Genomic DNA, 14,527 nt, shown 5'->3' on the forward strand with positions numbered 1-14,527 from the left:
TCATCCATTCGGCACCTGCCCGCTGGATGGCGGTGGACGGCGATGGATGGATGATTTCCAGCGTGGTTGGCGCTCGGCTTCGTCGCTGGTCATGGAAGGGCACCCGGACCGATGAGTTAGAGCCGCGGAAGTGGTCTCTTCTTGCGAGATGCAACCGTGGAGGAGTCGCCATGCCGCTTCATATTCAACGATCGCCAGAGCGCCTGGTCGCCGTCGGTGACGCCGACCTGTGTGTGACCACATTTGGGGACCGGAAGCAGCCGCCGGTGGTGCTGCCGTGCACATCGAGATTGTTCTGGGACGACCGGTTCTGCGAGCAGCTTGCCGGAGCTGGTCGGTTCGTCCTGCGCTATGACATCCGCGACACTGGCCGGTCGACTAGTTATGCGACCGGCTCTCCCGGCTACAGCCTCCGTGACTTGGTCTCGGACATCATTGGACTGATGGATGTCTTCGAACTTCCGCGAGCTCACCTGGTGGGCTTCTCGGTGGCCGGATGGATCTGTCAGCTTGCCGCCCTCGACCATCCCGGCCGTATGTCGGCGCTGACCCTGATCAACACCCGTCCGACCTCCCCGGGCCCGGCGGACACGGATCTACCCGAACACTCGGACCGGATCGTGGAGTTCTTTACCAAGGCAGCCGATCCGGACTGGTCCGACCGGGCTGCGGTGATCGACTACGGCGTCGAACAGGCCCGGGTACGAGCGGGCGCACTCGGATTCGACGAACAGGAGGCGCGTCAGCAGATGACCCGAATGGTCGACCGCACCACCAACATGGCCTCCAGCATGCGCAACCTGGCATTTGCCGAGGCGGGCGACCGCTGGCGGGAGCGCCTGGGCGACATCGCCGTGCCGACCCTCGTCGTCCACGGTACCGATGACCCGTTCTTTCCGTACGGCAACGGACAGGCCATGGCTCGCGAGATCCCCGGCGCCGACCTGCTCCCCCTGAACGGCATCGGCCACGAACTTCCGGCCACCGCCTGGGATCAACTGCTCGCCGCCATGCTGGTCCTCCAGCCGGAATCCGTGGTCGGCGAAGGGGTTGGACAGCAGGCGAGGCGAGGGGCGGCCATGCCGTGATGATGTCGTGTTGCTGTGTGACACCACTGAATTGGTGGCGGGGCAGGGGCGGGGAGTGTTCACCAACACCATTGTGGCGACTCGGCGCGGAGCCAGGTTTTGTGCGGACAGGGCGAGGACGCACGGTGTGTCATCGGCTTCGCAACCCATTCATGGGGTCACAAATCGTGTGGAATACAGGCTATTAGCGGCTCGCCGGTGAGCAGCCTGCACAGCAAGTCAAACGGAGCCAGTCCCACACTGTTCGCGAGGTCGGTGGATCCGGAGTTGTGGCCAGGGGTTGCATTGAAGAAGTTGCTGCTGCCGGAATCGGCGACATCAGCCGGATTTCCGAGGTTGACCGGCGCGGCCGATGCCGAAGCCGCGGTGCCGAGGGCGATGGCTGCGCTGGCCAACGCAACGATGATTGAACGCTTCAAGGTGATCCTCTCCACTAGTGCTGTTCGACGCCGAGTGACGTCGTGGAAACCATATATATCGCCCGTCCGGTTGGTGGCTGATTCGATCGCATCGGTGGCATCGAGAATCCCGTTGTCCCGGTGTCGATTTCTCTACACAGAATGGCGCGCGCGGACGGATGACGAGCTCCCGCTGCCGCCGGATCCCTGGATGGACGCCGTCGACGACGACTGGGCGGCAATCCGTGGGACAGCGATCGGCGATAGGTTGACCAGCTATGTCGAACCAGATGATCGCTGTCGCGTATGTAGGCGGGGTGATGCTGTTCGCAGGGATTCTGCTGCTGGGCATCTTTGCGGCCGGACGTCGTGCTCGCGCGGGACGCAAGGCCGGCCGCTACACGTCGCGACCTGGTAACTCGTCGTCCAACTGGTAGCCATCATCCTCGTCGACGGCATCTGCGGCCCGCCGGAGCTGATCGCGGACGGGGTTCAGGCGGTCGTGTGCCAGGTGGAAGTCCGTGGCGCAGATTTGGGCTACCGTCGGCTCAGTCGCCTCGCCGGTGGGCGACGAAGGTGGCCAGGCTGGGCCCGCCTTCATCCGCCTTCATCCGCGTTCCAACGGCCGATCATTCAACGCACTCGCGCGCATCGCTTCGATGAGGTCGGCCGCACGGGACACAGCCGGGGCAGTCCCCATCGGCCAGGTCCGCCATCGTCTCTAGAGGCACTACGAAGAGAGAGAAAATTCGTTAGCCTTGCAACCCACCTCGACCCGCCCGAGTTTAGGGTTAAACACCAAGCGGCCCAGCCGAATCAAGAAAGTTCGGGGTGGCGAGGCCGACGTACGCGGTAGGAATTCGACCAGTTATATTCCCCCGATGTTGAAAGTGCGCCTCGGTGTCCGAGCCCGGATCCTGGCCATCGCATTGGTTCCAAGCCTGGCGTTGCTCGGAATCGGTGTAGGCACGGCGGGATACCTGATACGTGAGGGCCGACAGTCCGAACAATGGGCGGCAGCGAACGGAGATGCCGTGAGCCTCGCTCGCGACGTGGTTGCCGGGGTAGAACAGGAACGGATGCTGTCGCTGTGGCATCTGTCCGGTGAACAGAGCGATCCGGCCGCGCTCGCCGCAGCACGGAACAAGCTCGACACCGCGTTCGCAGAGCTGGCCCCCTACTCATCGAGGCTGCAGAGCGCGTCGCAGGGCACCATGGGTGCCGACACGGGTGGATTCGACACCTTGTTGGCTCGCCTGCCCCAGATTCGCGGTCAGATCGATGCAGGAAGAATGCCGATCGAGGACACATTCGCCCTCTACAACACGATTCTCGATGCGGTTGCGCTCGGCACCAACCTCATCACCGGCAACGCACCCAACGCCCAGGTCGGCGTCACGCTGATCAATGGCGTGCGCGTCCTGCACGCGATGGAGGGAATGTCGCGTTCCGCCGCGCTCACCGCTGCCGAACTACAGGGGCAGCTCAGCAGCGGTCCACTGCGCAACGACTATCGAAATCTGGTCGGGTTCTACCGGACCGCACTTCCGCAGCTCGCCGCCGACCTGGGCGCTGATCCAGCAGCTGAGAAGATCCAGGCAGCGCTGGCCTCTCCCAGCTGGCAGCAGGTGGCCGCGATGGAGGACTACCTCATCAATCCGCCGAAGTCGGACAAGAACGGTGACGTCCCGCCACCGCCAATGACCTTTGCCGAATGGCAGACCGCGCAGGAACAGCTGTCTGCAGGGGTGATCGGCGCATGGAAAGGCCTGAACGACCATGCGAACCAGATCGCTGCCGACGAGGGCAAACGCACCGCGGCGAACTCACTGTGGGCGGGTGCCGCTGTGCTCGCGCTTGCGCTCGTCGCGTTCCTGCTGTCGCTATGGATGGCCAACCGACTGATCGGGCGGCTCACGCGCCTACGCAAGGAAACGCTGGACCTGGCAGAGGTCGAACTGCCCGAAACCATGCGCAAGCTGGGTGCGGGCGAGCAAATCGATCCCAAAGCTGCGCACCTGGACTTCGGTGACGACGAAATCGGCTCGGTGGCACAGGCCTTCAACCGTGCACACACAGCAGCCGTTTCCGCCGCGGTCACCGAGGCCCGCACCCGCGAGGGCGTGCGCGCGGTGTTCCTCAACATCGCCCACCGAAGCCAGATGGTGGTGCACCGGCAACTCGAGGTCCTGGACGAGGCCGAACAAAGCCAAGAGGATCCCGCCCTGCTGGAGACATTCTTCCGACTCGACCACCTGGCGACCCGCGAACGCCGCAACGCCGAGAACCTCATCATCCTCGGTGGTGGCGAGCCCGGCCGGCAGTGGCGGAGTCCGGTGCCACTGGTCGATCTGGTGCGTAGCGCGACCGGCGAGAGCCTCGACTACGCGCGGGTGCACACCCGCCGCATGCCTCAGGTGTTCATCGTCGGCAATGTGGTCGCCGACCTCATCCACCTGCTCGCCGAACTGATCGACAACGCGACGGCGTTCTCCCCGCCGCAGTCGCGCGTCGAGGTGAGCGGCAACGTGGTCGGCAAGGGTGTCGCGATCGAGATCACTGATCAGGGCATGGGAATGTCCGTCGAAGAACTCGACCGCGTCAACGAGATGCTGCGCAATCCACCGGATTTCGGAGTCGAAACGCTCTCTGCGACTTCACGCCTGGGCTTGTTCATCGTTTCACAACTGGGTGGACGGCACGGAATCTCTGTGCAGCTAACCGAATCCGAGTACGGCGGCGTTCGCGCCATCGTGCTGGTGCCGAACTCGGTGGTCGCCGCCGATGCGACACCTGTAGCTGGCCATCAGCCGGATCGGTTCGCCGGACATCGGCCCGAGAGGCGGATAGCCACTGCGATACCGGACCTCGATTCATCCGAATCGGTCTCGGCTGCAGCGGGTGTCGCGACACTGGCACCCCCGGCTCCAGCGCCTCCCATCGAACAGCCAGTGCAGTCGGTGGCCCCGCCACAGGCGTGGTCGAATGTCGAGCGCATCGATAGCGCGCCGCACACCGAGTACACGGAATCTTCTGTGGCAACGCCGTGGCATGAGCCGCCGACCCCCGCTGTCGAGCCGGAGGCCCTCACCCCGCAACCGTTGCCCGACAACGGCGGTGGCGTTCGCCCAAGCCTGCCTCGCCGGCGCCGGCAGGCCAGTCTGGCGCCGGAGCTGGCGCACGACACTCAACTCGAGGTGGACGCGCAGCAGCCGTCACGATCGGCGGAGGAAGCGCGAGATCTGATGTCCGCCATCGCGTACGGTACCCAGCAGGCTCGCCATTCGGAACCACCGCAGGGGTATACAACGAGGGACGAAATGGAAGGTGAAGGAAGGTGAACGTGACGACTTCTAACACAGGTGATCTGAACTGGCTTCTCGACGATCTGGTCAATCGTCTTGCCGGGGTGCGCTACGCAGTCGTGCTTTCCACCGATGGTCTGCTGCTGGGCCGGTCCACGTCCATGAGCCGTGAGGACGCCGAGCACTTCGGCGCCATGTCGGCCACCCTGTACGGACTGGCCCGCAGCGCGGGACATCGCTTTCAAGGCGGCGGCGTTCGCCAGGCCGTCATCGAGCTCGAGAAGGCGGTGTTGTTCGTGACGGCGGCCGGAAGCAACGCATGTATCGCGTTGCAAGCCGTCGACACCGCGAATCTGGGTATGGTCGCGTATGAAATGAACCTGACTGTGCAGCGTGTCGGTAGCTATCTGTCCGCCCATCCTCGTAACGGTGTGGCCGAGCAGGGAGCGTAGGTTGCCGTGACAGGTATAGGTCAATCGTGGTTCGACGATGCGGCCGGTCCTCTGGTCCGCCCGTACGCCGTCACACGGGGCCGCACGATGGGCGCGGGACACGATCTCGACATGCTCACGCTCGTAGTGACCGTGTCCCCCGCTCCGCGGCTGCAGCACATCGAAACGGAGTACGCGGAGATCGTTCAGCTGTGCTCTATTGCGCAGTCGGTGGCCGAGGTCTCGGCGCACCTGAATCTGCCTCTGGCGGTTACCAAAATCCTGGTCGGTGATCTCATCGCCGAGGGAATGCTGAACTTCCGGGCTCCCGCCAGCAGCGACTCCTACAACGACATTGCCGGGATCGGCGACCTGAACATCTTGCAAGCAGTGCTCGATGGAATCCGAAAGCTGTAGACAACTATGCATGACAATGCGTCCTCAGCCGACCTGGCTGCTTCGGTCAAAATCCTCGTAGCCGGCGGCTTCGGAGTCGGTAAGACCACGATGGTGGCCTCCGTCAGCGAGATCGCACCACTGCGTACCGAGGAAACGATCACCGAATTATCCACCGGCATCGACGATTTGTCGGGCGTGGAGGGTAAGACCACGACCACCGTGGCCCTGGACTTCGGTCGTATCACCCTCGATGAAAGCCTGGTTCTGTACCTGTTCGGCACTCCTGGACAGGACCGATTCTGGTTCCTTTGGGACGAACTGGTGCGCGGGGCCCTCGGCGCCATCGTTCTCGCAGACACCCGTCGGTTGGAGAACTCGTTCGCCGCCATCGACTTCTTCGAACGGCGGGGAGTCTCGTTCGCGGTCGCGGTGAACTGTTTTGACAGCGCCCAGGCCTACACAACTGACGAGGTTCGTGAGGCACTCGACCTCGATACCGAAACCCCCATCGTGCTTTGCGACGCTCGTGATCGCGATTCGTGCAAATCTGTACTGATAACGCTCGTCGAACACCTCATCGCCCAGGTCAGCACCGCGGTGGCCTGAGCAACGTAACGTTTGTCGTCGCGGCGGGATCAGTCGCCGGACTCACCGGGCGGTTCGAACACGCCTGCGCGGTCGCAGACTCACTCTCCATCCTCCGGAAGGGAGTGGGGGTGGCATGCAGCTCGTCGAGCGGCTGGCGTTCGTAGCGGACGGGGCGGCCGGGGCGGCCGAGCTGTTCGGGCATGCTGCGGGCTAGGTCGTTAGGGGACAGGTCCTGCGGCAGGGCGGCCGTCGCAGTTCGTGTCCGGGCCCGCGGAGCGCGCGGGCTGATGACGAGGCGCCGCGGCCGCCGGATCCCAGTCCCGATCCTTGGCTGGACGTCGTCGATGACGAGTGGGGCAGCGATCCGTGGGACAGCGATCGGCGATAGGTTGACCAGCTATGTCGAACCAGATGATCGCTGTCGCGTATGTAGGCGGGGTGATGCTGTTCGCAGGGATTCTGGTGCTGGGCATCTTTGCGGCCGGACGTCGTGCTCGCGCGGGACGCAAGGCCGGCCGCTACACGTCGCCACCTGGTAACTCGTCGTCCAACTGGTAGGTGCTGTACGGATCGACCACCGGGCGTCGATCGCTCTTCGTCGATCGGCTGCGACTCCGTCCTGTTTGCCGATCGCCACTCAGGTTTCTGATGTGACGGATGCCGACTGCGGCCGGCGGGAGCTGATGGCGGACGGGGTTCAGGCGGTCGTGTGCCAGGTGTAAGTCCGTGCGTGCCGCAATGTGCTCGACTACGTCGTCGACGGCGCGATCGTCGGTATCGACATGTTCAGTGAATCGTTCCGTGGCTAGCGCGGTCACGCACCGGCCGATCTGTTGCATAGCCCAGGTTTCATCGTTTCCCACAGCGCGACCCAGCCAGTAACCGGCGCGGGTTCGCAGTCGACGTCGGAGAGTGTCTGGTGACGCGACGAGGGAGAAGTGCCTGACGTCAACCCCTTCGGCGGACAGACCCACCATGATCTCGTCGAAATAGTCCAGGTTGACCAGCGTCATCGGGACGATCACTGGACCGTCGTGGGCAGCCACCGTGTCGGCGAGCGTCGCGGCTACAGCTGATCGCCACTGGGGTCGGTCCTGAAAGTCGCGTCGCGCGGATGCCGGAAGCATCTTGTGGATTGCGAATCCGATGAGTTCAGGATCGGCGACGTGAGAGCGAGAGACACGTCGATTCAACTCGAACGCAGTCTGAGTCTTTCCCGCACCGAACGCGCCGTTGATCCATATGAGCATTGCGCCGAGCCTAGCGAGCACGGCCGATTCGCGTCGGCGCTGACCTCGTAGCAGTCTCACCTGATTCGGAGAAACCGACTGGGACAGCCGTGACGAGCGGACCGATCCGTGCAACGAAAATGAAGAAGGCCACCGCTCTTGCGAGTTTGCGATCTCGTTCGTCGCAGTTCGTGGATGGATGGAGGGGTGTTCACCTATGCCTGTTCGGTCTGGGCTGCATGCGGATTGGATAGGTTGACCAGTCGGTGATCACACTTGACGGGCGCTTCGAATCACACAAGTCTGGATGGATTCCAGATTGATGACATTCACGCCCCACCCCCGCGATGCCCGCAGTCAGACGGACGCGCTCGCCTCCCCGGATCTACGGCCGGCATCGCGGACCTCAGGTCACCAATCCAGCTCTGGCTGACAACACTCCAGCACGGCGACCAATTCGACAGTGGCCTCTCACTTCCGGGGACCGACACTGCATCTCGCCGGAAAGAACCCTGCATCTGTCCGATGCAGGGTTCTTGGCGTGAGTCATGTCTGAATACATTGTTGCAGTGAATGTTCTGGGACTCTAGGCATGATGAGTCGGCGGGTTGAGGCTGAGCAGTAGATCGGTCGGCAATACTCCTCAGACCCCTTATCGGGTGGCTCGGGGGGCGCCGGGGCCAGGGTTGATAGTGATGGGTCCGGCGGCGGTCGGGACGATAGGGAAGTCGAATATGGCGGTCGGAATGTAGACGGTGGCGCATGAGTTGGGGATGTCGACCACCCCGGAAAAGCGTCCTTCGATCGGCGCGGCCCCGAGCAGCAGGTAGGCCTGCTCCGGGCTGTAGCCGAACTTTGTGAGGTAGTCGATAGCGTGCAAGCAGGCACGTTGGAAGGACAGCTGGGAGTCGAGGTAGCGCTGTTTGCCGTCGAGGGTGACCGAGGTGCCGGAGAAGGCCAAGAATTCGGTGTAGTTCGGACCTTCGTTGCCCGGCAGGAAGATTGCGTTCTCGGCGACGCCGTAGAGCTCCATGCCGTTCTTGATCAGATCGACTCGTAGGTCGATGAAGCCGCCCATCTCGATGGCGCCGCAGAAGGTGATTTCGCCGTCGCCTTGGGAGAAGTGAAGGTCGCCGACGGACAGGTTCGCGCCGTCGACGAACACCGGGTAGAAGACCCGGCTGCCGCGGGTGAGGTTCTTGATGTCCTGGTTGCCTCCGTTCTCGCGCGGTGGGGCGGTGCGTGCGGCTTCGGCTGCGGCCCGATCGAATGCGGTACCGGTCAGTGATCCGAGGATCGCGTCTTGCGGCTCGGGTGGCAGCGCGAGCGGCGGTACCCGCTGCGGGTCGGTCGCGATCAGTGCGCCTTCTCGGGTGTTCCACTTTGCCAGCAGCGCAGCGGAGGGGGCGGTTCCCATGAGGCCGGGGTGCGTGATGCCGGTGAAGCTGACCCCGGGGATGTGCCGGGAGGTGGCGGTGTGGCCGCTGAAGTCCCAGATCGCCTTGTAGGCGTCGGGAAACTGTTCCGTGAGAAATCCGCCGCCGTTCTCGGTGGCGAAGATGCCCGTGTATCCCCAGCCTTGGCCGGCGAGTGGACCCGAGTCTTCTTGGGGGATCGGTCCGATGTCGAGGATGTCGACGATAAGCAGGTCGCCTGGTTGTGCGCCTTCGATCGCGAACGGGCCGGAGAGGCAGTGCACGGTGCTGAGCGGGGCATGGAGAACGTCCTCGGCGGAGTCGTCGTTGTGGATGGCGCCATCGAACCATTCGCGGACGTGTACGCGGAACTCGTCGCCCGGTTTGACGGTCACGGCCGCGGGGATGTCGGGGTGCCAGCGGTTGTGGCCGACGATGTGTTGATCGGTGAACTTCTTGGTGGAGTCGAGGGGGAAGATCAGTTCGGGCATGGCGGACCTTCTTTCGGTATCAGGGGCGGGGGAGCTGGCGGTGCAAAGGGTTTCGGGTGAAGGCCCGGCTTCCGGTGTTGGACGGTGGCGCGCTGACGACTGCGGGTTCGCTGGCGGTCCGTTTCGTTTGGTCGATCAGTCGTGTGGCCGCGGACCGAGTTCTGATCAGGCCGGCGCCGCCGAAGCTTCGAGCACTGGGGTTTGCGCAGTGCGGGCAGGGGGACTCGAGTGGGACGTCGGCCATTGCGTAGTTGCTGTCGAAGCTGCCGCAGCTTCGGCATGTGAACTGGTAGTAGGGCATGGCCACCTCCTTTAGTTTCATGCGGAGCTATTCCGTATGGCGACGATATAAGTCGCGGTAGGTCACCGCGGCGAATCCGTCAGGTGAGCTTCGTGTTACGTGCGCGGCGTCTTGTGGCGGTCCCGTTAATTTCCATCTGAAGTAGTTCCATTTGGGCCTATTCCCCTTAGCGTCTTGCCTACTGCAGCTCGTGGACACGCCGCAGCTTCGACAGCAAGAGAGGACACAGATGAGCACCGTCTCGCCAACACCCGCCGGGCATCAACCGACGGACACGGGCACACGAACAACCTGGTCCAGGTTCCGGGAGTGGGCCGCGAAGGACAACATCGAGGACTATTCGCTGCGCTACGCACCGAAGTCGTTCCGCCGCTGGAGTCCGATGGCCTGTTCCGTGACCGCACTGGGAGGCATCGCGTATCTCGCCGACTACTCCATCGGCGCGTCGATCGCCGTCAGCCATGGCGCTGCCAGCGCGATCGTGGCGATCCTCGTCGCAGCGGTAACCATCTTCCTGACCGGTATCCCGATCGCGTACTACGCCGCGAAGTACAACCTGGACATGGACCTACTCACCCGCGGCGCCGGGTTCGGCTACTTTGGGTCCACTCTGACCAGCCTGATCTACGCCAGCTTCTGCTTCATCTTCTTCGCACTCGAGGGTGCGATCATGGCCCAGGCGATGTATTTGGCCTTTGACATGCCGCTGCCGGTCGGATACCTGCTCGGCTCCCTCATCATCATTCCGCTCGTCCTTTACGGCATGTCTGCACTGGCGAAATTCCAGGTGTGGACACAGCCGCTGTGGCTGATCCTGTTCGCCGCGCCGCTGGTGATGATCGCGATCGCCGACCCGAGCGGCTTCGACGGGTTTCTCTCATGGGGCGGAGACGGCGGCACTGAACGGGTAACCGCTATCGCGGTCGGCGCGGGCGCCGGCGTCGCCCTGTCCCTGATCGCACAGATCGGCGAGCAGGTCGACTACCTGCGTTTCATGCCCGAAAAGTCTGAGACCCCGCCGCTGCGGTGGTGGGCCGCCGTACTCGCCGCCGGCCCCGGATGGGTGATCCTCGGTGCCGCCAAACAGATCTGCGGAGCGTTCCTCGCGTTCTACGTCGCTGGAGAAGTGGGCTTCGCCCGGGCCACCGAGCCGATCGAGCAGTTCCTCGGCAGCTACGGCTCGATGATCCACAACCCCACCGTGGCCCTCGCGATCGCCACAGTCATGGTGCTGCTCTCCCAGATCAAGATCAACGTCACCAACGCCTACTCGGGTTCGCTGTCGTGGTCGAACTTCTTCAGCCGCGTCCTCCACGTCCACCCCGGCCGCGTCGTCTGGCTCGCCCTGCACATCACGATCGCGCTGACACTGATGCTGGCGAACATGTTCACCGTCCTGAACACGATCCTGGGGTTCTACTCCAACGTGGCCATCGCCTGGATCGGAGCCATCGTCGCGGATCTCGTCATCAACAAGGGGATCCTCAAGATCAGCCCGCCCTACATCGAGTTCAAGCGGGCCTACCTCTATCCGATCAACCCGGTCGGATTCGTTTCGATGCTGGTCGCATCATCGGTCTCGATCGTCGCCTACTTCGGAGCTTTCGGCGCCTTCCTACAGGCGTGGTCGCCCTACCTGGCACTGGCGATCGCACTGGTCCTGACCCCACTCATCGCGGTCCTCACCGGCGGCAAATACTACCTGGCCCGGCCGAACCCGCTCCGTGAAGAGATCGAAAAGGAACCACTGTGGGCCGGGCAGACCCTCCTCGACATCGTGGACGGGAAGCGCTACGAACTACCCGACATGGTGCACGACTGCCCGTTCCATGGCGGACCGATCTCCTCGCTCAGCTGCACACTCACCAAGAACTGTCACGAGCAGTGCCAATCCGCGTCCTACAAGAATGACGTCGACGCCGACGGACTCGGCCTTCGGCAAGCACACAGCGTCGTGTGATCGGCATGGGCGTCCTGGCCAGGTCGTTCACCCGACCTGGCTGGGACTGTCCGGTCAGGGCTTGTCATCCTCCCCGCCGTAAACGACCGGGCTTGCACCGACAAATCTCAGGTCAATTCGGCGAGCACGTTGAATTCGAGTTCGTCCGCGGCGGCGAGATAGACGGGCTGGGTGGTGTGGGTTCCGCGTACCCGGACCTCACCGCGCGGACCGCCGTAGGTAACGGAGGGGGCATGACGTTCGATCGCACGCAGGTCGAGGCTCCGGGCCGCCTGTGCCAAGGCCGCGAACAGCAGGATCCCCTCGTAGCAGGATTCGCCGATGTTGTTCAGCGCTGGCGCCGCCGGACCGTGGTGTTCGAGGTAGCGGGCACCGAAATCCATGCCTGCCGACGAGATCACGCCCTCGAAATAGCCGCTGGCGGTGAACAATCCGCGTGTGCTGTCCGGTCCGCCCGAGTAGAGCACGTCCTCGCCGATCATCATGCTCAGCCGGATCCGGTCCTCGTCGAGGCCGGCCCGTGCGAACGCATCGTTGAAGGCGGCACAGTCGGCGCCGACCATCAACAACAACACGCCCTGTGCCCGCGAGCGCCGAACCATCTCGAGCGCCGCAGTGAAATCGCGTCCACCGAGGGGGACGAACGATTCCCCGACGATGTCCATGCCGGTTGAGCCGGCGAATTCCCGTGTTGTCCTTGCTGTTTCCCGTGGCCACACGTAGTCGTTGCCGACCAGACACCAGCGGCGGATTCCCAGTTCGGCGCGCAGCCAGCTCATTGCCGGGAACAACTGCTGCTCCGGTGTCTCGCCGACCATGTAGACGCCGTCGGAATCCTCACCGCCCTCGTAGAAGGTGGTGTAGACGTAAGGAACTCGGCCCGCGGTCGTCGGTGTGATCACCTTGCGAGCATCGGACAGATGCCAGCCGACGACGCCGTCAATCGACCCGGAGCTGACCATCGCGTCGATCTGCGCCGCCAATACCGGCAGCGGCGCCCCGGCGTCGACAGGGTGCAGCCTCACGGGCCGGTCAAGAATGCCACGTGCCGCGTTGAGGGCTGCGACGGCCAGGTCCGCGGATGCCTCACAGGACGGGCCGAACATTCCAGCCGCACCGCTGCGTGGCACGACCAGCGCAATGTCGATGCTCTGTCGAGTGCGACCGAAAGCCGAGATCGAATTCGTCATGGGTTTCACCGCCGCCATATATTTCTATCTGAAACAATCCCATACGGCGCTGTATAGTGTCGTTGTGGACAATAGCACCGGCGCCACCGCGCTCGAGCAGTTGACGCGACTGGTGCGGCAAGCCTCACAAGAACTGGAACGGTCCATCTCAACCTGCCTCGGAGAAACCTCGACCGCCCGCTGGCATGTACTTGCCGCCGTGGCGGATTCCGCCGGCCACCCGATGGCGCAACTCGCCGACGCGACACAGCTCACCGGGGCCAGCCTGACCCGGCTGATCGACGCGATGATCGCCGACAACCTCGTGCACCGCAAAGTCGACGACACCGACCGCCGGCGCGTGCTCGTCTTCCCCACCAGGCGAGGACTCGCCACCCATCAGAAGATGACCCGCGCCATCGAGGCCGGCGGCCTGGACCGGTTCGCCGACGACAACGGCCGGCTGGCGCGGTCATTGAGTGCATTCCTCGAACAACTGCACGACCCCGAGCCTGCCCGGATCTAGAGCCAGGAACGCTGGGGCGACTCACCGACTGGAAGGCTGGTTCACCGGGCGGCCAATGTCGGTTTCAGAATGGATATGGGAACCGCAGATGGCGCGCCCCGTCAGTCCACAGTCTTGGAACTGCAGACTGACGGGGCGAATTAGCAGCGGGCGCCAGTTTCGACCTGACGATCCGAACAGTGACCTGACGCTCCCGACCGGATCGGAACTGCCACCGCCACCGTGCGGAGGCATACCGGCCCCAGCGGCCGACGCGAGGTTCGGATCATTTCCAGTGGCGGTTGGGCGGTTCGGTGTCCTTAATGCGTTTCTTCGGCTAATGCGGGCTGCTCACGAGGGTCGTCGAGCACCCAGGTGAGCGAATCGGTGCCGATCCAGGCGGTATCGGTGAGCCAGTAGGTTTCGTCGGCCGCCATCCCGCGATGACGCTCGCTGTCTCGGAGTCGGACCTCGCTCAGCAGCTGGTCCAGGACCCATACGTGTTCGACTTCCTCGGTCTGATAACAGAGGGAAGGAGACATACCGGGGCTACGAAGAAGGTAAGGGGGAGGAGACGAGGCCGGGCCGGTCACTGTCTGGTCGAGCTCACGCCAGGCCGGCCTGGAACGCGATGATCACCAGGTGTACGCGGTCGCGTGCGTCGAGCTTGGCGAGTAGGTGGCCGACATGCGTTTTCGTCGTGCCCTCAGTGATGTACAGCTGATCTGCGATCTGCTTGTTCGTCAGGCCCTCCGCGATGAGGGTGAGCACTTCGCGCTCGCGGGCGGTGATGGCGAGCGGGCCGATCGGGACCGGTGGGGCATCGGTGGGCCGGCTGGTGAACTCCCCGATCAGTCGGCGGGTGACGCTCGGTGCCAGCAGGGCCTCGCCGGCGGCGACGACCTCGATTGCGTCGAGCAACTGTTGTGGTGTGGCCTCTTTGAGGAGGAATCCGCTCGCGCCGGCGCGAAGCGCGCCGTAAACGTAGTCGTCGATGTCGAAGGTCGTCAGAATCAGAACCCGTGCCTGCATGGTCGCCGTGATGCGGCGGGTCGCCTCGATCCCGTCCATGCCGGGCATCCGGATGTCCATCAGGACGACGTCGGGGTCCGTCGCACGCGCGATGGCCACCGCTTCCCGCCCATCGGAGGCCTCGCCGACCACGGCGAATCCGTCGGCGGCCTCGAGGATGCCGCGCACGCCGGACCGCACCAGCATCTGGTCGTCGGCCACCAGCACGCGAATCGT

The 14,527-nt window shown here is 63.9% G+C and carries 14 protein-coding genes; 7 read left to right on the forward strand and 7 right to left on the reverse strand.

Annotation, left to right across the window (positions count from 1 at the left end):
* The first annotated feature begins 50 nt into the window (after window positions 1–50).
* Window positions 51–1,088 (forward strand): alpha/beta fold hydrolase, encoded by a 1,038-nt coding sequence (locus JOE46_RS21045; protein WP_209928347.1) that lies wholly within the window; start codon window positions 51–53, stop codon window positions 1,086–1,088.
* A 158-nt stretch (window positions 1,089–1,246) separates the two neighbouring features.
* Here the strand turns inward: JOE46_RS21045 and JOE46_RS21050 are convergent, their stop codons facing one another.
* Entirely contained in the window at window positions 1,247–1,507 is a 261-nt protein-coding gene (locus tag JOE46_RS21050) for a hypothetical protein (RefSeq protein WP_143548444.1), read from the reverse strand.
* Between the two features lie 860 nt (window positions 1,508–2,367).
* Here JOE46_RS21050 and JOE46_RS21055 point away from each other — a divergent pair.
* From JOE46_RS21055 to JOE46_RS21070, 4 genes are read left to right on the forward strand one after another with little or no spacing between them, the layout of a single operon-like run.
* On the forward strand, window positions 2,368–4,827 hold the full coding sequence (locus JOE46_RS21055; protein WP_097211628.1) for a nitrate- and nitrite sensing domain-containing protein: 2,460 nt from the start codon (window positions 2,368–2,370) through the stop codon (window positions 4,825–4,827).
* A 2-nt stretch (window positions 4,828–4,829) separates the two neighbouring features.
* Window positions 4,830–5,243: a roadblock/LC7 domain-containing protein gene (locus JOE46_RS21060; RefSeq protein WP_097211797.1), complete on the forward strand. Its 414-nt coding sequence runs from the start codon at window positions 4,830–4,832 to the stop codon at window positions 5,241–5,243.
* A gap of 6 nt (window positions 5,244–5,249) precedes the next feature.
* A complete protein-coding gene (locus JOE46_RS21065) occupies window positions 5,250–5,639 on the forward strand; it encodes a DUF742 domain-containing protein (RefSeq protein ID WP_097211627.1) in 390 nt (129 codons plus the stop codon).
* 6 nt (window positions 5,640–5,645) lie between these two features.
* Window positions 5,646–6,227, forward strand: a complete 582-nt coding sequence (locus tag JOE46_RS21070; RefSeq protein WP_097211626.1) for an ATP/GTP-binding protein — start codon at window positions 5,646–5,648, stop codon at window positions 6,225–6,227.
* A gap of 500 nt (window positions 6,228–6,727) precedes the next feature.
* On the opposite strand, the gene JOE46_RS21075 is transcribed toward JOE46_RS21070, so the two are convergent.
* From JOE46_RS21075 to JOE46_RS21085, 3 genes are all read right to left on the reverse strand, one after another.
* Window positions 6,728–7,459, reverse strand: a complete 732-nt coding sequence (locus JOE46_RS21075) for an AAA family ATPase (RefSeq protein WP_097211625.1) — start codon at window positions 7,457–7,459, stop codon at window positions 6,728–6,730.
* 631 nt (window positions 7,460–8,090) lie between these two features.
* Window positions 8,091–9,344 (reverse strand): formamidase, encoded by a 1,254-nt coding sequence (gene fmdA, locus JOE46_RS21080; protein ID WP_097211624.1) that lies wholly within the window; start codon window positions 9,342–9,344, stop codon window positions 8,091–8,093.
* Window positions 9,345–9,363: 19 nt separating this feature from the next.
* Window positions 9,364–9,666: an FmdB family zinc ribbon protein gene (locus tag JOE46_RS21085; RefSeq protein WP_307861317.1), complete on the reverse strand. Its 303-nt coding sequence runs from the start codon at window positions 9,664–9,666 to the stop codon at window positions 9,364–9,366.
* A 208-nt stretch (window positions 9,667–9,874) separates the two neighbouring features.
* Between JOE46_RS21085 and JOE46_RS21090 the strand changes: the two genes are divergently transcribed.
* The gene (locus tag JOE46_RS21090) at window positions 9,875–11,605 is read left to right on the forward strand and encodes a cytosine permease (protein WP_209928348.1); all 1,731 of its coding nucleotides are present in this window, start codon (window positions 9,875–9,877) and stop codon (window positions 11,603–11,605) included.
* A gap of 107 nt (window positions 11,606–11,712) precedes the next feature.
* Here JOE46_RS21090 and JOE46_RS21095 read toward each other — a convergent pair whose 3' ends face one another.
* The gene (locus tag JOE46_RS21095; protein ID WP_179800539.1) at window positions 11,713–12,795 is read right to left on the reverse strand and encodes a substrate-binding domain-containing protein; all 1,083 of its coding nucleotides are present in this window, start codon (window positions 12,793–12,795) and stop codon (window positions 11,713–11,715) included.
* Between JOE46_RS21095 and JOE46_RS21100 the strand changes: the two genes are divergently transcribed.
* The gene (locus JOE46_RS21100) at window positions 12,794–13,300 is read left to right on the forward strand and encodes a MarR family winged helix-turn-helix transcriptional regulator (RefSeq protein WP_179800538.1); all 507 of its coding nucleotides are present in this window, start codon (window positions 12,794–12,796) and stop codon (window positions 13,298–13,300) included. The two genes, JOE46_RS21095 and JOE46_RS21100, sit on opposite strands and share 2 nt — an antisense overlap.
* A 299-nt stretch (window positions 13,301–13,599) precedes the next feature.
* On the opposite strand, the gene JOE46_RS21105 is transcribed toward JOE46_RS21100, so the two are convergent.
* Complete coding sequence (locus JOE46_RS21105) at window positions 13,600–13,821, reverse strand: hypothetical protein (RefSeq protein ID WP_097211622.1); 222 nt, start codon at window positions 13,819–13,821, stop codon at window positions 13,600–13,602.
* A 64-nt stretch (window positions 13,822–13,885) separates the two neighbouring features.
* Entirely contained in the window at window positions 13,886–14,518 is a 633-nt protein-coding gene (locus JOE46_RS21110; protein WP_257017458.1) for a response regulator transcription factor, read from the reverse strand.
* Window positions 14,519–14,527 lie beyond the last annotated feature (9 nt).

The organism is Rhodococcus sp. PvR099, assembly GCF_017833315.1.
Lineage (GTDB): Bacteria > Actinomycetota > Actinomycetes > Mycobacteriales > Mycobacteriaceae > Rhodococcus_G > Rhodococcus_G oryzae.

Coding starts and splice junctions, on each gene's coding strand:
- JOE46_RS21045 (WP_209928347.1), top strand. CDS start 51: ATGATTTCCAGCGTGGTTGGCGCTCGGCTTCGTCGCTGGTCATGGAAG.
- JOE46_RS21055 (WP_097211628.1), top strand. CDS start 2,368: ATGTTGAAAGTGCGCCTCGGTGTCCGAGCCCGGATCCTGGCCATCGCA.
- JOE46_RS21070 (WP_097211626.1), top strand. CDS start 5,646: ATGCATGACAATGCGTCCTCAGCCGACCTGGCTGCTTCGGTCAAAATC.
- JOE46_RS21075 (WP_097211625.1), bottom strand. CDS start 7,459: ATGCTCATATGGATCAACGGCGCGTTCGGTGCGGGAAAGACTCAGACT.
- fmdA (WP_097211624.1), bottom strand. CDS start 9,344: ATGCCCGAACTGATCTTCCCCCTCGACTCCACCAAGAAGTTCACCGAT.
- JOE46_RS21085 (WP_307861317.1), bottom strand. CDS start 9,666: ATGAAACTAAAGGAGGTGGCCATGCCCTACTACCAGTTCACATGCCGA.
- JOE46_RS21090 (WP_209928348.1), top strand. CDS start 9,875: ATGAGCACCGTCTCGCCAACACCCGCCGGGCATCAACCGACGGACACG.
- JOE46_RS21100 (WP_179800538.1), top strand. CDS start 12,794: ATGGGTTTCACCGCCGCCATATATTTCTATCTGAAACAATCCCATACG.
- JOE46_RS21095 (WP_179800539.1), bottom strand. CDS start 12,795: ATGACGAATTCGATCTCGGCTTTCGGTCGCACTCGACAGAGCATCGAC.
- JOE46_RS21105 (WP_097211622.1), bottom strand. CDS start 13,821: ATGTCTCCTTCCCTCTGTTATCAGACCGAGGAAGTCGAACACGTATGG.